Origin of the sequence: Chryseobacterium polytrichastri (assembly GCF_900142445.1) — a bacterium.
Lineage (GTDB): Bacteria > Bacteroidota > Bacteroidia > Flavobacteriales > Weeksellaceae > Chryseobacterium > Chryseobacterium polytrichastri.
Map to the genome: position 1 here is coordinate 1 of NZ_FRAV01000057.1, position 22,887 is coordinate 22,887.

The 22,887-nt window shown below is 34.2% G+C and carries 20 protein-coding genes, 1 tRNA gene and 2 pseudogenes; 14 read left to right on the forward strand and 9 right to left on the reverse strand.

Going from position 1 to position 22,887, the window contains the following annotated elements; all coding sequences use genetic code 11:
- Nucleotides 1–27: 27 nt before the first annotated feature.
- A pseudogene (locus BUB80_RS22025) lies at nt 28–381 on the reverse strand (ISAon1 family transposase N-terminal region protein).
- A 37-nt stretch (nt 382–418) separates the two neighbouring features.
- Between BUB80_RS22025 and BUB80_RS22030 the strand changes: the two are divergent.
- From BUB80_RS22030 to BUB80_RS22040, 3 genes are all read left to right on the forward strand, one after another.
- Nucleotides 419–826 carry a GNAT family N-acetyltransferase gene (locus BUB80_RS22030; RefSeq protein ID WP_073297791.1) on the forward strand — a complete coding sequence of 136 codons (408 nt, stop codon included), beginning with the start codon at nt 419–421 and terminating at the stop codon, nt 824–826.
- A 245-nt stretch (nt 827–1,071) separates the two neighbouring features.
- Nucleotides 1,072–1,145: transfer RNA gene (locus tag BUB80_RS22035), tRNA-Asn, on the forward strand.
- A 407-nt stretch (nt 1,146–1,552) separates the two neighbouring features.
- On the forward strand, nt 1,553–4,078 hold the full coding sequence (locus tag BUB80_RS22040; protein ID WP_139262857.1) for a DUF5686 family protein: 2,526 nt from the start codon (nt 1,553–1,555) through the stop codon (nt 4,076–4,078).
- Between the two features lie 139 nt (nt 4,079–4,217).
- Here the strand turns inward: BUB80_RS22040 and BUB80_RS23750 are convergent, their stop codons facing one another.
- The 3 genes and pseudogenes from BUB80_RS23750 to rplU all read right to left on the reverse strand — a co-directional run.
- Nucleotides 4,218–4,385, reverse strand: coding sequence for a bacteriocin-like protein (locus BUB80_RS23750; RefSeq protein WP_175549645.1), 168 nt, complete (start codon nt 4,383–4,385; stop codon nt 4,218–4,220).
- A 183-nt stretch (nt 4,386–4,568) separates the two neighbouring features.
- On the reverse strand, nt 4,569–4,826 hold the full coding sequence (gene rpmA / locus BUB80_RS22045; RefSeq protein ID WP_034701234.1) for a 50S ribosomal protein L27: 258 nt from the start codon (nt 4,824–4,826) through the stop codon (nt 4,569–4,571).
- 47 nt (nt 4,827–4,873) lie between these two features.
- Nucleotides 4,874–5,236: pseudogene (rplU, locus tag BUB80_RS22050) on the reverse strand (50S ribosomal protein L21); the annotation flags it as partial.
- 182 nt (nt 5,237–5,418) lie between these two features.
- Between rplU and BUB80_RS22055 the strand changes: the two are divergent.
- The 6 genes from BUB80_RS22055 to BUB80_RS22080 all read left to right on the forward strand — a co-directional run bounded on the left by BUB80_RS22055 (nt 5,419) and on the right by BUB80_RS22080 (nt 12,911).
- Nucleotides 5,419–6,306 (forward strand): neutral zinc metallopeptidase, encoded by an 888-nt coding sequence (locus BUB80_RS22055; RefSeq protein ID WP_073297793.1) that lies wholly within the window; start codon nt 5,419–5,421, stop codon nt 6,304–6,306.
- Between the two features lie 113 nt (nt 6,307–6,419).
- Nucleotides 6,420–7,508 (forward strand): acyltransferase family protein, encoded by a 1,089-nt coding sequence (locus BUB80_RS22060; protein ID WP_073297794.1) that lies wholly within the window; start codon nt 6,420–6,422, stop codon nt 7,506–7,508.
- Between the two features lie 74 nt (nt 7,509–7,582).
- Nucleotides 7,583–8,161, forward strand: coding sequence for a MiaE family protein (gene miaE, locus BUB80_RS22065; protein ID WP_073297819.1), 579 nt, complete (start codon nt 7,583–7,585; stop codon nt 8,159–8,161).
- Between the two features lie 21 nt (nt 8,162–8,182).
- Nucleotides 8,183–8,800: a DUF502 domain-containing protein gene (locus tag BUB80_RS22070; protein WP_073297796.1), complete on the forward strand. Its 618-nt coding sequence runs from the start codon at nt 8,183–8,185 to the stop codon at nt 8,798–8,800.
- A gap of 86 nt (nt 8,801–8,886) precedes the next feature.
- Nucleotides 8,887–10,263: a tryptophanase gene (locus BUB80_RS22075; RefSeq protein ID WP_073297797.1), complete on the forward strand. Its 1,377-nt coding sequence runs from the start codon at nt 8,887–8,889 to the stop codon at nt 10,261–10,263.
- A 206-nt stretch (nt 10,264–10,469) separates the two neighbouring features.
- The gene (locus BUB80_RS22080) at nt 10,470–12,911 is read left to right on the forward strand and encodes a TonB-dependent receptor plug domain-containing protein (RefSeq protein WP_073297798.1); all 2,442 of its coding nucleotides are present in this window, start codon (nt 10,470–10,472) and stop codon (nt 12,909–12,911) included.
- A gap of 50 nt (nt 12,912–12,961) precedes the next feature.
- On the opposite strand, the gene BUB80_RS22085 is transcribed toward BUB80_RS22080, so the two are convergent.
- Entirely contained in the window at nt 12,962–14,179 is a 1,218-nt protein-coding gene (locus BUB80_RS22085; RefSeq protein ID WP_073297800.1) for a PQQ-dependent sugar dehydrogenase, read from the reverse strand.
- 107 nt (nt 14,180–14,286) lie between these two features.
- On the opposite strand from BUB80_RS22085, the gene BUB80_RS22090 reads away from it, so the two are divergent.
- The 3 genes from BUB80_RS22090 (at nt 14,287) to uvrB (ending at nt 18,113) form a co-directional block, all read left to right on the forward strand.
- Entirely contained in the window at nt 14,287–14,658 is a 372-nt protein-coding gene (locus BUB80_RS22090) for a BlaI/MecI/CopY family transcriptional regulator (RefSeq protein WP_073297802.1), read from the forward strand.
- Between the two features lies 1 nt (nt 14,659).
- Entirely contained in the window at nt 14,660–16,057 is a 1,398-nt protein-coding gene (locus tag BUB80_RS22095) for a M56 family metallopeptidase (RefSeq protein WP_073297804.1), read from the forward strand.
- A 64-nt stretch (nt 16,058–16,121) separates the two neighbouring features.
- A complete protein-coding gene (gene uvrB / locus BUB80_RS22100) occupies nt 16,122–18,113 on the forward strand; it encodes an excinuclease ABC subunit UvrB (protein WP_073297806.1) in 1,992 nt (663 codons plus the stop codon).
- Between the two features lie 58 nt (nt 18,114–18,171).
- Here the strand turns inward: uvrB and BUB80_RS22105 are convergent, their stop codons facing one another.
- From BUB80_RS22105 to BUB80_RS22120, 4 genes are all read right to left on the reverse strand, one after another.
- Nucleotides 18,172–18,426, reverse strand: a complete 255-nt coding sequence (locus tag BUB80_RS22105; protein WP_073297821.1) for a DUF3820 family protein — start codon at nt 18,424–18,426, stop codon at nt 18,172–18,174.
- A gap of 18 nt (nt 18,427–18,444) precedes the next feature.
- The gene (locus BUB80_RS22110; protein ID WP_073297807.1) at nt 18,445–19,539 is read right to left on the reverse strand and encodes an AI-2E family transporter; all 1,095 of its coding nucleotides are present in this window, start codon (nt 19,537–19,539) and stop codon (nt 18,445–18,447) included.
- A complete protein-coding gene (locus tag BUB80_RS22115; protein WP_073297809.1) occupies nt 19,539–20,276 on the reverse strand; it encodes a beta-carotene 15,15'-monooxygenase in 738 nt (245 codons plus the stop codon). Before BUB80_RS22115 ends, BUB80_RS22110 begins: the two co-directional genes overlap by 1 nt.
- 69 nt (nt 20,277–20,345) lie before the next feature.
- Nucleotides 20,346–21,068: a hypothetical protein gene (locus BUB80_RS22120; protein ID WP_073297811.1), complete on the reverse strand. Its 723-nt coding sequence runs from the start codon at nt 21,066–21,068 to the stop codon at nt 20,346–20,348.
- 47 nt (nt 21,069–21,115) lie between these two features.
- Between BUB80_RS22120 and BUB80_RS22125 the strand changes: the two genes are divergently transcribed.
- Both BUB80_RS22125 and BUB80_RS22130 read left to right on the forward strand, forming a co-directional pair.
- Complete coding sequence (locus tag BUB80_RS22125) at nt 21,116–22,093, forward strand: aminodeoxychorismate synthase component I (protein WP_073297813.1); 978 nt, start codon at nt 21,116–21,118, stop codon at nt 22,091–22,093.
- Nucleotides 22,077–22,703 carry an aminotransferase class IV gene (locus BUB80_RS22130; RefSeq protein WP_073297815.1) on the forward strand — a complete coding sequence of 209 codons (627 nt, stop codon included), beginning with the start codon at nt 22,077–22,079 and terminating at the stop codon, nt 22,701–22,703. Before BUB80_RS22125 ends, BUB80_RS22130 begins: the two co-directional genes overlap by 17 nt.
- The last annotated feature ends 184 nt before the right edge of the window (nt 22,704–22,887 follow it).

Genomic DNA, 22,887 nt, shown 5'->3' on the forward strand with positions numbered 1-22,887 from the left:
TCACCAATGGTTTTGCAGGGAAGCGCTTTAGTATCGGCTGATTTTTTTTAAGAACTCAGCAAAATCCTGTGTCATGCGGGTTCCTTTGGCAATAAGATTCCAATCTCGTTGGATGATGTTTCCTGTTTTAATATCAGTCTATCTTCTGCGTTTGATATGGAGTTTTACTGTTTTTCCGCGAAGAGGAAAATCATCTACCATAATTTCAGGAACAAATCCTTTTGACTGTAATAGGAGCGAAGAAAATTCTTTTGGAGCTGTATTTTTCTCTTCAAAGTAAATATGTAGAATTTGGTTTTCTTCTTCAAATTTTACAATCTCAAAATATTCAATCAAGAGTTCAGGTAAAAATAATTTAAGCAGTTCGGCATCATTTAACATTATACAAAAATAACATTTTTTATTTTCTCCCCAACTTTTGAGACTGATCCAAAATCTAGGCGTTTTGGTCGCCATTGAAGATGACAAGCTAGCAGGTTTCGTATGTCTTGCCACTATTAATCCCCTACCAGGGCATCCTGTGGTAAAAGCGATGTATGAAAGCTTCCCTAATCAGATCTTTAATCATGAACCATTAACAGAATATCGAGTTTTTATCTATGGGCCTGTTCTGATAAATTCTGATTGGAGAGGAAAAGGAATTTTGAAAAAACTATTTGCCGCCGTGAAAGATTTTACTAAAAAAGACTACGAACTAGGAACCGCTTTCATTAATGATAAGAACTTACATTCTCTTGCAGTTCATACACAAGGCTTAGGAATGGCTGCTCTAACTCCTTTTAATTATCACGGCGAAACATTTCAACTGGTAGTTTTTCAAGTTTAATGAGCCAAAAAAAGTATTCTCAAAATTATTTTTGAGAATATTTAAAAAATATTTTTATTTTTCATTTTAGTACCTCATCTTATACTTTAACTTCAAAACATTGAAAAATAGACAGATAAAAACATCAAAATTTATCCACTACTAAATCATTTAAAAAAAAATCATTTTTTCTACATAATTTGCTTTAAACACTTGCTTCATATCAATATTCATATTATATTTGCATCACCAAAACAAAGGAAAATTCCTCCTTAGCTCAGTTGGTTAGAGCATCTGACTGTTAATCAGAGGGTCCTTGGTTCGAGCCCAAGAGGAGGAGCGAAAGCTTGAAGAGTTACAAATATTTGTAACTCTTTTTTTTATGTCTATATAAGAAACTTTCATTAATTCATATTCTTAAAAAACAGATTGTGTAGGCTCAGTCTCAAAAGTTGGGGAGAAAATAAAAAATGTTATTTTTGTATAATGTTAAATGATGCCGAACTGCTTAAATTATTTTGGAACTGATCCATTGTGTAACGGTACATCTTTACTACTATTTAATAAGCAAATCATTTAGTTTTTATCATTTTAACAAATTAATAACTATAAGACCTTCATTTTGATAGTCTTATTTTTGTTACCTTTGTCGTTTTGTACTTGTTTACGAAAAATTTTTCAAATTTTAATATTTTATAAATAAGCAGCATACTTTTTGTTTATGCTAATTGCTTGAAGAAACAACAAATGTCAATTAATAACTCCAAATATTACTACTTCTCTTTTTTCCTATTTTTCACAGGTCTTATATGTGCACAAAATTCCGCCAATGGTAAGATATTAGATGCTACAACAAACAAAGAAATTAGTGGTGTAGATATTTTCATTAATGATAGCGACAAACCCACTTTAACAACCAATACTGGAAATTTCAGCATACAATCCGACAGTATTATTTATAAATTAAAATTTCTTAGAAAAAATTACGCACTGGAAAGTGTGGATATCACTGCAGAAAACGCCAACAATCTCTTTGTAAAACTATCTCAGGAAAAAGTAGAAAGCATTCAGGAAGTCGTTATCCATAACGAAAAACCCAAGTACAAGAATAAAAAGGAAAATCCTGCTTACGCTATTATGCAGGAGGTATGGAAAAGAAAAAGAAATAATGGTTTAGATAAATTCGACACCTATACTTATAAAGAATATGAAAAAATTCAGTTTGACGCCAACAATCTGGACAGCACTTTCATGAAGCGAAAAATCTTTAATAAACTTGATTTTATTTTTGATTACGCAGACTCTACCGCAAGTGGAAAAATGGCACTTCCTGTTTTCTTAAACGAAGCTATATATGAAAACTACGGTGAAAACAAACCCGGGAAGAAAACAAAAAGGCTTTTGATCGCTCAAAAAACATCTGGTTTTCAGGATAATCAAATCATCACCCTAACGGCAAAAAATCTTTATCGAGATATAAATATTTACGACAATACACTAAATTATTTCGACATTGGATTTCCAAGTCCTGTTGGAGAAAGCGGTTTTAGCACTTACGATTATAATCTCGTGGACACCATTTCTATCCATGGAGAAAACGCCTATAAAATAAGATATCAACCCAAGAGAACGGAAGTTTTAGCCTTTCAGGGATACCTTTATATCGATACCGACAGCTATGCTGTTTTAGGCGCCACTTTAAAATCAACGCAAAAAATCAACGTTAATTTCATTAATGCAATTTCAACCGAGTTGGAATATGACAATCCTGACGACAACACTTTTTTACCTAAAAAGTTTGTCACAGAAATTGAAATGACTCCTTTTGCCAAAAAGAAAACATCTAAAAGTATCATTGCCAGAAGGTCCGTGGACTATTCTGAATATGAATTCAACAAACCTCTTGAAGACAAAGTGTTTGTCCGAAAGGAAGAAGAGTATGACAACAAATTCGTAGATAAAGATGATGCCTATTGGCTGAAAGCTCGACCTGATTCTTTATCTAAAAGCGAACAAGGCGTTTACGAAATGCTTGACAAGCTCCAAAAAACTCCGAAATTCAACCGTATTGTAAAAATATATGAAACATTAGGTTCCGGCTATTACAATGTTACAAAAGGAATAGATATAGGTCCAATATTCTCAATTTATGGGAAAAATGAAGTTGAAGGTGACAGAATCCGATTAGGAGCCAGAACTTATTTTACCCAAAATGACCCTTGGAGAGTTCAGTTCTATACCGCTTACGGATTTAAAGACCAACAAGTTAAATATGGAGTTGAAGGACGATATATGTTTAACAGAGTTAATCGTTTCATGATTGGAGGAGGAAACAGAAGAGACATCTTGCAACTTGGAGTACAATTGACAACAGATGATGGCATTATGGCCCGCTCATTTGCTTCATCAACCGTTTTCGCAAGAGGAGAAAACGCATCGCTGAGCTCATTAAATCAAACCAACATATTCACGTCTATTGAACCATGGAAGAACTTCCAGATCAGAGTAGACGGAACTATGCAAAGTATTAAATCAGCCAATCCTGAAGGATTTAATTTAATGTATTACCGAAACGGTGACCTAAGACAAACAGTTAATGATTCACATGTTACCATTAGCTTAATCGCAAGACCTGGTGCCAAGTTTTCACAAACCGGTATCGACAGATATGAGCATGGAACTTTAGCTCCGACAATCGTTTTAAAATACACAAGAGGTATCGAAGGACTATTTAATGCAGATTTCAATTACAATAAGCTTCAATTCATGTTTTACAAGCCTGTCCTGATCGGAAGCTGGGGTAAAACATTAATTAATTTTGAAGCAGGCAAAAATTTCAATACCGTTCCATTAGCATTACAGAATGTTATTCCCGGTAACCAATCTTACAGCTTAGTAGGAAATACTTTTGCACAGCTTAATTACTATGAATTCGTAGCAGACACTTATACTACGCTTCATTTGGAACATCACTTTAATGGGAAGATTCTTTCATTCATCCCTTTAATTAAAAAGTTAAAACTGAGAGAAGTTGCCTTTATAAGAGGGGCGTACGGAACATTAAGCGATGCATCTAAAGCCATCAATGTAGAAGGATTCAAATACTCAGCTCCTGATCAACAAATTTACTATGAATACGGTTTCGGAATCGAAAATATAGGTTTTGGAAACTTAAGAATTTTCAGAGTTGATTTTAACTGGAGAGGTAATTACCTTAACAGACCGGATATCTCTAAATTTGGTATCAAAGCAGGATTCCAGGTGGGATTCTAATTAAAAAAATATAATAAAAATCAGCAACCTTTCTGAAGTTGCTGATTTTTATTATCACTTTATATTCAACATATACGCGTAGAATAATAGTCCGTTTCAAATAGATTTCTCCTAGATCACCCTATACGCAAGTACGATATTAATAACATTCACAAGGGTCATCAACATCAAGCAAGCAATGTATTTTCTGCCAAGGAGTTAGCCCACACCATGTATCAAATGATGTAGTTGGTTTAGAAGGACATTGTCCAGCCCCACCATTAATTTGTTTAAGATTCGTTTTTGTTAATTTTTTTAATTTTTTCATAGCTATTTTGTTTTAATTCCTTGCCTACTCTATACGCTGTTCGGCTTACACAATTAATATGTTATTTGATTGTTTACAAATATAAAAATATTTCACAAACAAAGGAATTTTTATTTAGATATAGGCACAAAAAAAGTCTCAACTATCGTTGAGACTTTTAACTTGTATAAAACGCTTAAATAATTATGCGTTTGGTTCTACAGATACAAAAGATCTGTTGTTTGCTTTCTTTCTGAAAACTACTTTACCGTCTACTAGAGCAAATAAAGTGTGGTCTTTACCCATTCCCACGTTAGTACCTGGGTGGTGTTGAGTACCTCTTTGTCTGATAATAATATTACCGGCAATAGCTTCTTGTCCTCCGAAAATCTTCACACCTAGTCTTTTAGAATGAGATTCTCTACCGTTTTTGGAACTACCAACTCCTTTCTTATGTGCCATTTTATTTTAAGGTTTTTTGGTTTAAATTATTCTGCGCTTTCAGCAGCGTCAGCTTTTTTAGTTGTTTTCTTAGCAGGCTTTTCTGCTTTTTTAGCTCCATCAAAACCAGTAATACCAGTGATTTGAATTTGAGTTAAAGATTGTCTGTGACCATTTTTAACTTGGTAACCTTTTCTTCTTTTCTTCTTGAAGATGATTACTTTATCAGCTTTTACGTGATCTAAGATTTCAGCATCTACTACGATACCGCTTACAGCTGGGGCGCCTACAGTGATTGAGCCGTTTACAGTAAGAAGAATTTTATCAAAAGATACTTTATCTCCTTTTTCTCCTTTCAAACGGTTCACAAACAACTTCTGGTCTTGCTCAACTTTATATTGAAGCCCTGCTATTTCTACAATTGCAAACATTGTTTATAAATTTTTGGTTAATTCGAGGTGCAAATATAAGAATTAATTTCCAATTAACTAACAACCAGAACAATATTTTTCGACCCACAAACATTTCACTATGCTTTGAATAATTTTTAACACTAAAACACTCGTTCATAACAGATTATTTTATACCTTCGTTTTCACCAAAAAAATTTGACATGAAAAAAAACTTTAATTTCTGCTTAGTAGCAGGGGCAATCGCTGCATTCTCATTGACAGCATGTAATGACGACAAAATGGAAGAAACCGTTCTTCCAGAGTCTAAAACTGAAAATTTAAAAATTGAACAACCTGGAGATTTGCAAAAGCAATGTTCCTATGTTGATCAAAACTGGAGCTCTTCAGCTGTTTTAAAAACTGCTCTTAAAACAACAGCAGAGACCAATTTTATGAATGCACAAATGTCCAACATCATTAGTCTTTGGGGAGGAACCAGCCTTACCTTCAGATTTGTTGATGATCCTTCAAACCCAAACTCAACGTATAATGCAATTTCATATTCAAATGGTAGAATCTATTACGGATATGCCATTTTTTATGATGCAAAAGCAAAAGGAGGCGATATTGTAAACGCAATGATCCTTGCTCATGAATATGGACACCAACTTCAATATCGCTACAATTTACCTTCTGTAAGTGAATCTACAGCAAGACCAAACGAATTGGAAGCTGATGGTTTTGCAGGATATTATTTAAGAAGACCAAATGGTTATAACAAAACAGACTTTACCCAAATTGCAGCTGCTTATGAATTTGCACAAAGCATCGGAGATAATCAAACAACAAGTCCGGGGCACCATGGAACACCACCACAGAGAAGATCTGCAGTGCGTTTAGGCTTCCTTTTAGGGCAATACACTCTTACTGCTGCCGATTTCGATTATAACTTCTTCTATTATTATCAAGGAGTTTTAAATGGAACTTACAAACAAGCAAAAAATACCAGAAATCCTGAAATTGACGCATACATGAGTCAATATATGGATGAGTTAAGAAAAATTCAGTCTGGAGAAATTTCAGCGGAAGAATTTAAGCACCTTAAGTAAACATTCATTTTTAGTATATTTAATAAAGGAGGTAAACGATTTGTTTTACCTCTTTTTATTTATTTAAAAAATTCCCAAACTTTAATTAATTTTGACCTTCATCATACATACTAATGAATAGAGACCTCTACATTGATTTTGCAAAAGGATTAGCTACGCTTTCCATTATATTTATTCATACCGCTTTCTGGTCCGGACAATTTTATATACCAACAGAGGTAAGGGTATTTTCTTTGGTTTTTGATGTCGCTTTATTTTATGCTTTAAGTGGAATTACCTCAGGAAATAATATTGAAAAAACGCTTTACAGACTATTAAAACTACAGATCACTTACATGATTTTTGTGACTTTCTTATTTTTTCTTGATTACTTTTTTAAAGTTTTTGGACTCAACTTTTTGTCTTTAGAATGGCTACAGAAATTTTATTCTACATTCGGTTCAAAATATGCCACCACGAGTATTTCAATAGAACCGCAATGGCAGAACTTAGGTAATTGGTATCTTCATCAATACACAAACGTAGATACTTTTCCTGTTGTGATGGGAAGTTTTTGGTATTTAAAAGTATATTTTATTTTAACCGTTTTTGGCGTTCTGATTTTAAGATTTTTTCCAAAACATATCAATTGGTTCATCGGAATTTGTATTGCTCTGACTTTACTATTTAATATATTCCCATGGTTTTATCCTTCAGGACAGGTTGGATATGTAGCGTTTTACATGGCGATCTTCTTAATCGCGAACAGAATGAGAGGTAAAAAAGTTCCAACCAAAATGATTCCCGTTCTTTACGGAATTGTTGCTGTTGCACTAGCCTGGATGTTCTGGTATTATAGAAGCGATATTTTTTATCAAATCAATAAAAATAAATTCCCACCGAAGATTCCTTATATCATATGGACCTTATTTTCGTTGACTACCCTATTCGTTTTTTACAACAGATTAAAAATTACGAAAGAAAGCTTCATTACTTACATTGGAAAAAATGCCATCTTTTTCTATTTTGCTCAGGGAATCAGTTCCTCTTTGGTTTATTTCCTGGTTGTTCCATTGAAAGAAAATATGCCTTGGTGGATGTTGATGGTCATAATTTATGTAATCAATATAATTTTAGCATTCATTATTTCAGCAGGATTGAAGAAAGTGGATAGTTTTGGATGGAATACATTAGAATTTCTAAGAAAAAAGACGGCTTTCTAGTTATCTGCTATCAAATTGAAATAAAATCATATTTCTTATCGCAATTTATTTTAATTTTACAAAAAATTCAGAATATGTTTAAGTTGAAACTTCTTACCGACCCAAGATGGGCTAATATTGCAGAAGGAAACCTCGGAGAAATTTTGACCGATCATGCTTGGTGTGAACAGAAAGCTACAACAAATGCTATTAGCTTGATTAATATGCTTCCTGAACATCCGGAAATTATAACGGAGCTTATTGCCATCGCTCAGGAAGAGCTTGATCATTTTAGTCAGGTTCATGAAATCATTAAGAAAAGAGGATTTGTTTTCGGAAAGGCAAGAAAGGATGATTATGTGAATGAATTGGCTAAATTTGTCGTTCAAGGAACCAGAGAAGATCTTATTGTTGACAAATTACTTTTCGCTGCCATGATTGAAGCGAGAAGCTGTGAAAGATTTAAAGTGCTTACTGAAAATATTAAAGATGAAGAATTGATTGTTTTCTATAGAGAACTTATGATATCAGAAGCCAATCATTATACGACTTTCATTGGGTTTGCAAGACAACTGGGAGATCCTGAAAAAGTAAACAAACGTTGGGAAGAATGGTTGGAATATGAAGCCAATATCATCAAATCATACGGAAACAAAGAAACAATACACGGTTAAAATAAATACAGTAAACAGACGTTGAAAAAATTAACTTTCGAGAATATAACCAATTTCTTTCTGAAAAATTTCTTTCAGGGATTGGTGATTATTGGCCCTATCGGACTTACCATCTTTGTGATTTGGTATGTTGTCAGTTCGGTTGACAATATTATTCCGTCGGTTGCCAAAGAAATTCCGGGGTTGGTTTTTATTTCGACGATTTTAATTACTGCTCTTTTAGGATTTTTAGGGAATAAATTCGTTGTTGGGAAATTCTTTTTCGATCTGGTAGATCGTTTGCTTGAGAAAACTCCCGGCGTAAAACATATTTATACGCCAACTAAAGACGTCATGTCTTCATTTGTAGGAGACAAAAAGAAATTCAATGATCCTGTTTGGGTAAAAACCAATGAAAACCCGGAGATCTGGAGAATCGGATTTTTAACACAAAAAGAAATGGAAGATGTAGACAAACATAATTATGTTGCTGTTTATCTTCCTCATTCATACGCTATTTCCGGTTGGGTAATTGTGACTGAAGAAAAAAACATCAAACCTGTAGTGGGAATGACCGCAGCTTCGGCAATGAAATTTGCTGTAAGCGGTGGTGTAGCAGGCTTCCATTCAGACGATAATATATTTAAAGCTCCGGAGTAAGCTTCTTTTACTTTTTTAAATATACTTGATGAATTTGAATTTATTTCAAACAAATTTTCTTTACAAACAATCTAATATAAAATATCATGAATTTACCGTACGCGGAACCTTTCCGCATTAAGATGATTGAAGAAATCCGTCAATCAACCAAAGAAGAAAGAGAGCAGTGGCTTAAAGATGCTAACTATAATTTATTTAACTTAAAATCTTCGCAAGTTTATATTGATCTTTTAACAGATTCAGGAACTGGAGCAATGTCTGACAGACAATGGGGAGCGTTGATGACAGGAGACGAAAGTTATGCAGGTTCTCGTTCATTCGAACAATTACACCAAACTGTACAGGATATCACAGGTTTCAAATATCTTTTACCTACACACCAAGGAAGAGCTGCTGAAAATGTTTTGTTTTCAGTATTAGTGAAAGATGGTGATGTAGTTCCGGGGAACTCTCACTTCGACACAACAAAAGGGCACATCGAATTAAGAAAAGCGCATGCAATTGACTGTACGATTGATGAAGCTTTCGATATTAATAATCTACATCCATTCAAAGGAAATATTGATCTTGAAAAACTGGAAGAAGTTTATAAAAGTCATCCAAAAGAAAAGATTCCTTTCTGTTTAGTTACCATTACATGTAACTCTTCAGGAGGGCAGCCGGTTTCTCTGGAAAACATGAAAGCGGTAAGAGAACTTTCTAATCAATATGGAATTCCTGTTTTCTTTGACTCAGCAAGATTCGCAGAAAATGCTTATTTCATCAAAAAAAGAGAGAAAGGACAGGAAAACAGAACAATTAAAGACATCTGTAAAGAAGTTTTCTCTTACGGAGACGGAATGACAATGAGTTCTAAAAAAGACGGACTCGTAAACATCGGAGGATTTATTGCGTTAAATAATGAAGACGTTTTCAGAAAAGCATCTAGCTTCACCATTATCTACGAAGGTTTTATTACGTATGGTGGTATGGCAGGAAGAGATATGGCAGCTTTGGCTGTTGGTCTTGATGAAGCAACAGAATTTGCTTATTTGGAAGGCAGAATTTCTCAGGTTGAATATCTTGGTCATAAATTAATTGAATACGGAATTCCTGTTCAGAAGCCAATCGGAGGACACGCAGTTTTTATTGATTCATTAAATTTCTTACCTAATGTTGACCGTTCAGAATTCCCTGCACAGACTTTAGGACTTGAGATCTATAAAGAAGCAGGAATCAGAACTGTGGAAATCGGAACTTTATTGGCAGACAGAGATCCTCAAACAAGAGAAAACCGTTATCCAAAATTAGAATTGGTTCGTTTAGCAATTCCTAGAAGAACCTATACAAACAACCACATGGATTATATTGCAGCCGCAATTAAAAACGTTTACGAAAGACGTGATGAAATTGCAAAAGGCTACAAAATCACATGGGAGCCAGAGCTTTTAAGACACTTTACAGTACAGCTTGAAGAAGCATAAAAATTAAAACCGAGATTTATTCTCGGTTTTTTTATTTTATAGAGAAGAACAACTCCCATCAATTTAAATATCACCTAGTAAATTTAATTTTTCTTAATAATCACCAAAACCAACACTTACTTAATGAATTATTAAAAAATATTGATTTTCAATAACGTTTTAAAAACAAAAATCAATACATTTGATATAATTACCAATCATTAAATATGAGAAAAAGATATGTAAGTGCCTTTTTTCTTGGTGCATCAGCTTTCTTTTATGCTCAGGAAATTAAAGACACTATTTCTAAAGAAGCTAAAATAGAGGAAGTTGCGATTACAGGAAGTCGAAACAAAAAAAGAACAGTAACGAACACGCCTGTTCCTATTGATATCATCGACATTAAACAGGTCAGTCAAGCCACAGGACAAGTAGAAGTCAACCAACTTTTACAGTTCGCCGCACCTTCTTTCAATTCTAATAAACAATCCGGATCAGATGGAGCTGATGCTGTAGACCCCGCAACATTAAGAGGCTTAGGCCCCGATCAAACTTTACTTTTATTAAATGGTAAAAGGTACCATCAATCATCATTGATTAATCTTTTCGGAACAAAAGGAAGAGGAAACACAGGATCGGATATGAATACGATTCCTATTGGAGCCATAAAAAGAATAGAAGTTCTTCGTGATGGCGCCGCTGCGCAATATGGTTCTGATGCTATCGCAGGGGTGATTAATGTAATTCTAAACGACCGCAACAAAGGTTTTGAAGGCAATGCTTTTTACGGAATGAATCTTTTTAAAAGCCCAGGAAACAAAGATGTCGTATCTGATCATAAAATTGATGGAATCACATTTGATTTTAGCGGAAATCTAGGAACCAAAATAGGATCAAAAGGAGGCTTCGGAAATTTCACCGTAGAATTTATCAATAAAGAACATTCTATCCGAAATGCAAATCCAGAATTCTACGAAGCTCCAAGACAACGTTTTGGCGATGCCAAATCTCAAAATATTTATTTTTTCGGAAATATAGAGGTTCCTTTGTCTGATCGTTTAAAATTCTATTCTCGTCAAGGGTTTTCACACAGAGAAACCAATGCCTATGCATGGACAAGAACGGCAGATGCCGATGGAAATATCCCGGAAGTTTATCCTAATGGTTTTAATCCTATTCAAAATACATATATTACAGATTTCACATTCGACAATGGCTTGAAATTTAAAGTTGCCGACTGGGATGTAGATTTCTACAATGCTTTTGGCAGCAATAGATTTACCTATCAGATTGATAATACAATCAATGCTACCTTAGGTGTAAAGTCGCCAACAAGTTTTAACGCAGGAGGCCATTCTCTTTTACAAAATACAACAGGTTTTAATGCTTCCAAACAGTTCAATGTTTTAGAAGGGTTAAATATTGCTTTCGGGTCTGAATTCAGATATGAAAAATTTAATGTTATCAAAGGAGAAGAAGGTTCCTACGCCATGTATGACATCAATGGAAATATTGTAACAGATAATACCGATCAAAGTCTTTTGGTAACCGTTCCCGGCTCAGACCCTATTAGATATAGACCAGGCGGCTCACAAGGATTTCCCGGATATTCTCAGGAAGTAAATAAAAGCAGGAATAATTTTGCTGCTTATGTAGACACCGAATTGGATATTACCAAAAAATGGATGATTAGCATTGCCGGAAGATTTGAACATTACAATGATTTTGGAAGTACCATTAATGGAAAATTTGCAACAAGATATGCCATTACACCTCAGCTTGCTTTCAGAGGCTCTGCTTCCACAGGCTTTAGAGCTCCATCATTAGCACAGAAATATTATAGCTTACAGTTTACTAATTTTCAGGGAGGAGAATTGGTTACCATCCAGCTTCCTTCTAATGATAGTAATTTAGCAAAAGTGGCCGGAATTCCTCAGCTAAAACAAGAGACCTCCGTAAACGGAAGTGCCGGATTTACTTTTAATACAGGAAAATTCACCGCTACTATTGATGGATATTACATCAAGGTAAAAGACAGAATTGTATTAACGGGTAATTTTGCGAAAGCCGATCTTCCACAAGAAGCTCAAAATGAATATCCTTTTATCGACCAGGCTCAGTTCTTTTCTAATGCCATTGATACGCGTACAAAAGGTGTGGATGTTATTCTAAGTTACAATGAAAACCTTGGCAACGGTAAATTAACGGCAACACTCGCTGGGAATTATAACGAAATGGAAATTACAAAAGTACACACCTCTCCACTATTAGCTGGAAAAGAAGACATTTATATGAGCCCAAGAGAAAGAGCTTTTATATTGGCTTCTGCTCCCAAAACCAAGATCAACTTAAATTTAAACTATAAAATAAAAGGCTTTAACGCTAATCTTCAATTGGTAAGATTTGACAAGGTGACATTAATTGGCTATAATGGCGCTGATGATTTTCAAATCTACAATCCAAGAGTAACCACCGATTTATCTTTCGGATATGATTTCACGAAAAATGTGAGCTTAACGATTGGAAGTAAGAATGTATTCAACCGATATCCAACATTACAAAAGGCTGCTGTCTCTGATGGAAATACCGAATCAGGGGGAATTTTCGATCCTGTACAAATGGGATTTGCAGGAAGACAGGCCTTTGCCAGATTTAATTTCAGATTTTAATATATATATTTTAAGCAATAATGCTTCTGAAATTCAGAAGCATTATGTTTTTATTTTTTTGAAATTTTATAGAGTTTTCCGCTATCTGTTACGGCATAAAGATTTCCGTCAGAACCATTTAACACATCTCTGAATCTTTCTTTCTGATCTACCAACAGGCGCTCCTCTCCTATTACTTTATTATCTTTCATCACAATTCTGTTAATGTGTTCACCGCTTAAACATCCGATGAGCAGGTTGCCTTTCCACTCCTCAATATTTCCGGTGTAGAAAGTAACACCGCTTGGTGAGATCACTGGATCCCAATAATAAACGGGTTGCTCGGTTCCTTCTTTTTGAGTAATTCCTTTTCCAACTTTTTCACCGGAGTATTCAATTCCGTAGGTAACATCTCCCCAACCATAATTTTTTCCGGGTTTGATTAAATTAATCTCATCACCACCTCGCGGTCCCATTTCTACATCCCACAAATTTCCGTTAGGATCAATCGCCATTCCTTGAGGATTTCTTACTCCATACGCATAAATCTCAGGTTTAAATCCAGCCTTTCCAATGAATGGATTTCCTGGAGCAGGTTTCCCTTCTTTTGTTATTTTTAAAATTTTCCCTAAATAATTATCTGTTTTTTGAGCATATACCCTTGTCTGTTTATCCGATCTTTCTCCTGTACTTACAAACAAATTCCCATCTTTATCAAAAGCCAGTCTGCTTCCGTAGTGCTTATCTCCATCGTAAGAAGGTTCAGCACGGAAAATCACTTTTATTTCGGAGATATTTTTTAAATCTGATGAAAGCTTTCCTTTAGCCATAGAAGTTAAATTCCCCACACCAAAAGGTTCAGAAAAACTAAAATAAATGATATTATTGATTTTAAAATCCGGATCAAGAGCCACATCAAGCATTCCGCCCTGCCCTTTTGAATCTACTTTTGGAAACCCTTCAATCTTAGAAATTTGCTTTCCATCCGTTGAAACAACATTCATATAGCCTCTTTTATCGGTAATTAAAAATTTGCCATCCGGCAAGTTGATGATTCCCCAAGGTTTTCCAAGATCTTTATTGAGGATTTCAACCTTATATGCCGTTGAAGTTTTTACAGCCTTTATTCTTGTTTGCCCTACAAATGCAGGTTTATAATTAGAATTGGGCTTTTCTGTTTCTACACTTCCGTCTTTACTTATTTGCTGAGCATTCGCGTTATTCTTTTCACACGACGACAATAATAAAAACAAACTTAAAGCTGGCACATAAAATTTATTGATTTTCATAGTATTACAATTAGTATTATCAAAGAAATGGAAAAATAGTGCCATAAAAATTTGTGTATTTAATTTTTTCTTCTACATTTGTAGAGCAAGATATAACACTGTAGAATATGAACGAAATAAAATTAACAGATTCTGAAAAAGACCTCATGGAAATTCTTTGGGAAAAAGAAAAAGCTTTCATGAAAGAAATTTTAGATATTTATCCTGAGCCTAAACCAGCTACAACAACGGTTGCTACTCTTTTGAAAAGAATGCAGAACAAAGATCTGGTAGGATATACATTATATGGAAATTCCCGCGAGTACTATCCTAAGGTAGCCAAAGGGGAATATTTCAAAGAAGAAATGACTTCTATGATTGACCGTTTTTTCAATAGCTCAGTGACACAATTTGCGTCTTTTTTTACAAAAAACTCAGAATTGTCTCAAAAACAATTGAAAGAACTTCGCGAAATTATTGACAAACAAATAGACGAATAACATGATCCCGATTATTCTAAAAATAATTTTATGCGCTACACTGCTTATTGCTTTGTATTATTTGTTTTTGGAAAAGGAGAAAATGCATCAGTTTAACCGATTTTATTTAATCTTTTCACTGGTATTTTCTTATGTGATTCCTTTTATAACGATCACAACAGAGTTTCCAAAGCCTAGCAACAATCCTCAGCTAATCTTTGAAGAAGCAACACAGCAGTTAACAATCCTTCCCTCGCAACAGGAAAGTTTTAACTGGATGAATGTCATTTGGATAGTTTATGGAATCGTAACCTGCATTCTTTTGATAAAAGGAATTATTTCTGTTGTACAAATCAACAATTTAAAAGGAAAAGAAATCAACTATCAAGGGCTGCAAATAAAAATAACCAATGAGAATCTTTCTCCATTTAGCTTTTGGAAAACGATTTATCTGGGAAACAATTATTTCAAAAATAATGAGATAGATTCAAGAATTTTCTTGCATGAAAAGGGACATCTGAAACAAAAGCACAGCATCGACCTTCTATTAATTGAAATCTTGAAAATAATTACGTGGTTTAATCCTGTACTTTATTTCTACAAAAAAGCAATGGTGACCAATCATGAGTTTTTGGCCGACGAATATGTTCTGAAAAACAATTACAACATTAAAGACTATCAAAATTTAATACTGGACGAACTTATTTCGGGACAAAACTATAACCTTACACATACATTCAATTTTAACAACACCAAAAAACGATTTATTATGATGAACAGAAAAAAAACAAGATTAGTTGGATTCAAAAAAGTGATTAGCATTCCAATCTTAGTCGTTGCCTTCGGGTTATTTGTACAAAAAACGTACGCCAATGATTCAAATCCTACGATACCATTACTCTCAAAAAAAGCAGAGGCTAAAAAAACACAAAACGGAACATCAGTTCAACAAATTGTAGAAGACACAAAACAATTGCTCGAAAACAAGGAGGTAAAACACACAAATGAAGAAAAGCAGACCGTAGACACAATTCGTCCGAAAAGTAAAACATCACTTTCTGAATCGGTACAGCCCAAACAGGAAACAGTTGCTATAACTGCGGAATCAGAAAATATTATAAATCCTGTATATCCCGGAGGTATTAATCAGTTGAGAAAAAATATTGCAAATACATTTGATTCTTCCAAAGTGGGCCCTTCAACCAACAAAGCACCATTAAAATCTGAAATACAATACGTTATTAACAAAGAAGGAAGTATTGAACATATAATGACCAAGGGCGAGAATGAAATTTTCAATAATGAAGTAAAAACAGCTTTCTTAAAAGCAAATGATGGTGTAAAATGGCAACCCGCAACAAAAGACGGAGCAGTAATAAGCTACACCATGAGACTTCCAATAACAATGAGCTTTCAATAGAATTTATGACTAATTTTAGCAAGAGTCCCATTCAGGACTCTTTTTTATTTCATAAATTTGATATATGAATTTTAATCTTCAATCAGAATATAAACCAACCGGCGACCAACCTGTAGCCATTGAAAAACTTACCGAAGGAATTGAAATTGGTGAGAAATATCAGACTTTACTGGGTGTTACCGGATCCGGGAAAACATTTACGGTGGCCAACGTTGTTCAAAACGTACAAAGGCCTACTATTGTTATGGCCCACAATAAGACGTTGGCGGCACAGCTTTTCATGGAATTTAAAGAATTCTTTCCTGACAATGCTGTTGAATATTTTGTGAGTTACTACGACTATTACCAACCGGAGGCCTACATTGCCACAACCGGAACTTATATTGAAAAAGACTTAAGCATCAATGAAGAAGTTGAAAAACTACGTCTTTCTGCCATTGCAAGTTTACTTTCCGGAAGACGAGATGTTTTAATTGTAGCTTCTGTATCTTGTATTTATGGCGTGGGAAATCCCGCAGAATTTCACAAGTCTTTAATTTCACTTGCTATTGGAGAAAAAATAACAAGAACATCACTTTTACATTCTTTAGTTAATGCTTTATACTCTAGAACATTAGCAGACTTTCAACGAGGTACATTCAGAGTGAAAGGAGATGTTATTGATGTCTTTCCTGCATATGCAGACAATGCGGTAAGAATTCAGTTTTTTGGAGATGAGATTGAAAAGATTCAGAGCTTTGATCCTGTTTCAGGAAATGTGACGGCTAGCTTTGATCAAATACAAATTTATCCTGCCAACCTTTTTGTAACTTCCAAAGAAACCTTGAACGGAGCTATTAAATCTATTCAGGATGACATGGTAAAACAGGTAGATTTCTTTAGCGAAATTGGAAAACCTTTAGAAGCCAAAAGATTACAGGAAAGAACTGAACTCGATCTTGAAATGATTAAAGAGTTGGGTTATTGTTCTGGTATTGAGAACTATTCTCGTTATTTGGATGGCAGACTTCCAGGATCCAGACCTTTCTGTTTATTGGATTATTTTCCTAAAGATTATTTAATGGTGATTGATGAAAGTCACGTTACCGTTCCCCAGGTTCATGCGATGTATGGAGGAGACAGAAGCCGAAAAGAAGCCTTAGTAGAATATGGGTTCCGACTTCCTGCAGCAATGGACAACAGACCTTTGAAGTTTGAAGAATATGAATCGATCCAAAATCAGGTCATCTATGTTTCCGCAACTCCTGCCGATTATGAATTAGAGAAATCAGGAGGAACTTATATTGAACAGATTATTCGCCCAACCGGATTATTAGATCCTGTAATTGAAGTAAGACCAAGCCAAAATCAGATTGATGATTTAATGGAGGAAATCCAGAAAAGAGCTGATCTTGACGAAAGGGTTTTAGTAACTACTTTAACCAAAAAAATGGCGGAAGAATTAACTAAATACTTCACAAAATTCGGAATACGAACAAGGTATATTCACTCAGATGTGGAAACGCTGGAACGTATTCAAATCATGCATGATCTACGTGTTGGTCTTTTCGATGTTTTAATTGGAGTCAATTTATTAAGAGAAGGATTAGATTTACCTGAAGTTTCTTTGGTTGCTATTCTAGACGCCGACAAAGAAGGAATGCTAAGAAGCAGAAGATCAATGATTCAGACGGTGGGTCGCGCCGCAAGAAACCTTAATGGTAAAGCTATTTTGTATGCTGATAAAATGACAAAATCTATGCAGGCAACGATAGATGAAACGGAATATCGTCGTACAAAACAGATACAATATAATACAGACAATAACAAAGTTCCAATGGCTTTAAATAAGAAGATTTCTGAGAATTTAGTCGGCCGAAGCAAAGACTTCCCAGATGAAAAATATACTCAAAAACAGATCTTACAAAAAGTTGCCGAAGTAAAAGCAACCTATGCCAGCGAAGATGTTGAAAAAATGATCGTTCAAAAGCAGAAAGAAATGGAAGCCGCGGCTAAAAACCTTGATTTCATTAAGGCTGCCAAGCTTAGAGATGAAATTGCTGTCTTAAAGGATTAATTTGATTTAAAATAAAACAAAGTTTCGGCGGCACCTTTGGTGCCGCCGAAACTTTATCCTAAAACTTAAACGTCTTATTTTTTATCTTATCATAATTCACCGTTCCTCCTCGAAGTGGCGTCAGCAAATCCATTAAGCCATTTATTTTTATTTCGTAAATTGTTGAAAGTTGCATTCCCAGTTTCCCTGGAGGCATACCTTTGCTATGAAACCATTCAAGATAGCTTACTGGAAGATCTGCAAGAATTACCCCTTTATGTTTCCCGAAAGGCATCTTCATTACACAAATCTCTTTTAATATTTCCGGGTTTATTCCTTCTACCATTTTATTTTAAACTATTAAATCAATTTTATTGTCTTGCTCATCATCTTTATCTGATAAATGCAAATCAGGAGGTGTATCTTCATCCGAAAACTCGTTTCTGTATACTTGAATCAAAAGAAGCGTAAGAGAGATAAGAATCGGCCCAAATATCAATCCCATAAATCCGAACAGGTTCATTCCCATAATAATTCCAAATACGGTATTTAATGGATGAATATCTTCCAGCTTTTTAAGAAGAGTAAAACGTAATAAGTTATCCGTTAAACCAACTATTATCAAACAATAAATAGCTAAACCAAGTCCATGCACGGTATCTCCTTCTGCGATCATAAAAATACAGATAGGAACATATACAATTCCCGCCCCTACAATTGGTATCATAGAACCTACTGCGGTTAATGCAAAAAGCAAGACCGGACTCGGGGCTCCAAAGATAAAATATCCGATTAAAGCTACCAAGCCTTGACCAAGCGCTACCACGGGAATTCCAATGGCATTGGCCATAATGAGCTTTCTCATCTTCTCCCCTATTAAAGATACATTAGATCTTTTCAACGGAGCAGATGACGCAAGAATTCGTTCAAAAAAACGAGGTGCCGCCAACATGAAATAAAGAATAAAATACATAGACATAATCACCGTCAACGTATTGAACGTCCCGCTAACCGCTTTCGTTGAAACCTGTCCTACAGAAGCTTTCAACTTATCCATATTTTCCTTACTCAATATATCAAAGCCAGTTTCCGAAAAGATATAGGTATGTATTTTCTCCAGAAATACATTAAACTTAGTCATATAAGCCTGTGCATTTCCTAATTTTTCAATGAGAAGATCGGCAATAAAATAGATGGGCAAAATAAGAATAATCAAACTCGCAAGCATTAATACCAATGATGAAAGCCATGGTTTCCATTTTCTTTCCTCTTGCAGATAAAAATTGTATTTTCTACAAAGAACATAAATGGTAATTGCTCCCAACACCGACGGTATAAAAAGAGCCAGGTTAAAACAAATTAATCCCGCCAACACCAAAATGATAGCAAGTAATGAAACCTGCTTTATCGCAACACTGCTTATTTGTTTATCTTTATTCAATCTTATTATTTTTTAAACATAATTTGTCTGGGCTTTCCTAAGTAAGCACAATATACTGAGTACATTACAATCATAATAAATGGAGCCGTAAGGATAATCCCTATACAACAAAGTATAAAGCCTGAAATACTAATTAATAAGCCCAATAATCCTACTCCCAAAAACGTACCGTAATTTTCTTTTGCAATATTAAAAGTCTTGCTGACAGCATCCATTGCTGTTGCATTTTCAAACAAAAGAATTGGATATCCTAGAAGAAATAATGGGAAAACAAAAAAGAATGGAATTCCACACATGGCAGCAGAAACCCCTAATATAATTGTTGTAATTAAACTATACAGCAGAATATTTCCTACATTTTGACGGTAACCTATAAACAGATCTGAAAATTCTATCGCATTTTTAGTATTAAACTTGTTGGCAATATAAATCAACCCAACATAAAGGGGCGAGAGTAAAATTCCCAGAACACTCGAAAATGAGTAGTATAATGAAAACCCAGGTTTTCTCCAATATTCGTAATTTGTATAATCACCATCAAGATTTCTAAAATTACTAAAACCACTCCAAGAATTGAATCCTGTAATAGATTGTAGAACAAAATCTCCTACAATATAGATAATCATTGAAACTAATGCATAGAGAAAAATCCCTTTATACATTTCAAAAGCGTGAGAAATAATGGATCCTGCCTCCTTACTGGGAACAGAACCTTGCTGGTCAAACTCGTCAAATTCAGACATGGTTAATTATTTTATGATTTTACCAAATTTAACTTTATTTTGATAAAAACACAGTAAACAATCTAAAATTTAACTCTTTTCTGAAAAAACTGTTTTATAAAGTGAATAAATCATTGCGTTCCAAAACGGAAATGTAAACAGCCCTCCAATTAAAAATAAACCAAAACCTAAATATTTAAAAAAGAATGCCACAAGAACACATACAAATATTTCTAAGAAATACATTTTCAAAGCTTTAAAGTTTAATGAAATAGCTTCAAAGATTCTTTTGTCTGTAAAAAACATCAATGGTGCCACAAAAATGGTAATAAAAACCCAAACCACAGGAAGAATGATGGTTTGAGCCACCATCAAATACGTGAAAAACCAAAAGATGTAATACCCAATATACTTAAAGAAATTAAGACCGTTATATCCTGCAAACAAATCGCTAATAACAACTTTTTCTTTTAAATCCATCTTTTTGAAAATCTGAAATAGACCAAGATTCAAAGGGAAAAGAAAGATAATGGTCCCAAAAATTCCGTACATAAACTTTTGATAATTATCCGTTTGTGAAATTTCAGCAGTTTTTGCCAAATATTCACTGGTTCCAATTTTGAAAGCCTCTATCAATTCCTGATTCATTTCCCAAATTCCGTACTTAGCTGCAAAGAATGAGATTGATGTAAAAAATATCGCAAAGTATATGATGGAAAACATCAATTGAAAGATCAATGTTTTATTCCAGTAAAAAAAAGCTTGTTTTAGTATAAAGTCAATTCCCGGTTTCTGAGGATATTTGTTCTGCATTAAAAATATTTTGTGCAAAAGTAAACATCAATAAGTACTTTTGCCGAATGTTTTCAGTGAATCATCAAAAATTTATGGAAATGGACGAACTTTCTCTTCAGAAGGTTCCCTATTTTTTTGTTATCGACTTCCTTACAGAGAATGTTGAAATCTATCTAGAGAATGAAATTGAAAAATCGGGTTTATTAATTGATTTTCAAACATTTTCAACTACAAAAAACAAACAGGAATTACATAAAAAAATAGAATGGAAATCATTTCCTGAAACCTTAGAAAGCTTTAAATCTGGTTTTGATAAAGTTCAGGAAAACATTCGTCTTGGAAATTCTTATTTAACCAATTACACCCGAAAAACACGAATAGAGACCAATTTGACCCTTGAGGAAATTTTCTATCACTCAAATGCAAAATACAAGGTTTTTTATAAAGATTTTTTTGTATTTTTTTCTCCTGAAACTTTTGTGAAGATTATTGATGGTAAAATTTTGACTTATCCAATGAAGGGAACCATTGATGCTTCCTTGGAAAATGCAGCAGAGGCCCTTAAGAATGATAAAAAAGAAAAGGCCGAACATTACACCGTAGTAGATTTACTTCGCAATGATCTTAGCATGGTGGCAGATGAGGTGAAGGTTGATAAATTTCAGCACATTGATTTTATTAAGACGCAACAAAAAGATTTGTATGCCATGAGTTCAGAGATCTCAGGGAATTTGAAAACGGAATTTAGAGGAAAAGTAGGAAGTATTATGAAAAAACTACTTCCGGCGGGATCTATTTTAGGCGCTCCAAAGCCCAAAACATTAGAGATAACCCTAAATGCAGAAGGATATGACAGAGGATATTATACAGGCGTTTGTGGTTGGTTTGATGGTGAAAACCTCGACAGTTGTGTAATGATTCGCTTTATTGAGAAAGAAAACAGTACATTGTACTTTAAAAGCGGAGGCGGAATAACGCACATGAGTAAATTAGAAGACGAGTATCAGGAAATGAAAAATAAAATTTATGTCCCAATTCATTGAAAGTATTAAAGTAGAAGATCAGGAAGTGTTCCTGCTAGACATTCATCAAAAAAGAGTAAATCAAACCTTTGCCCATTTTGGGAAAGAAGGTTCTATTGATTTGGCTAAAATTTTTAAAAGCCTGGAACATGATGAAGACGGAATGTATAAACTAAGAATCGCTTACGATTTAGACAAAAGAATCCGTACCCAAATGATTCCTTATGCTATTCCTGAAATACAGGATTTCCAATTGGTTGAAAACAACAGCTTCGACTATTCTTTCAAATTTGAAGACCGAAAAGAGTTGGAAAGAATGAAAATAAAGTCTAAGGCCGAAGAAATCATTATTGTAAAAAATAATCATATCACAGATACCTCATTTTCTAACCTCTTGTTCCTAAAAGGGAAAGATTGGTTTACCCCAACAACATATCTCTTAAATGGAGTTCAAAGACAGAACCTGTTGAAGAATAAAAAGATAAAAGAGCAGGAAATCACTTTACAAAATATCAAACAGTACTCGCATTTTCAACTCATCAATGCGATGAATGATTTTGATGATATGTTTATTTACCCAATAGACCGAATTATCAATCTACCGGGTAATCAGGAATATTTAGATTTTTAATCCTATTTTTGTCTAGTCCTGAAATAGCGATACACAAAAAAATGATCGTTATGAAAGAATACTTAGAAACGCTTTATGTCAAGCGTACACAGAAAGATTACAGTTTAAGTTTGAAACTTCAGATTGTAAAAGAAATTGAATTCGGTAAATTAGGAATTACAGAATGTCGTAAGAAATATGGTAT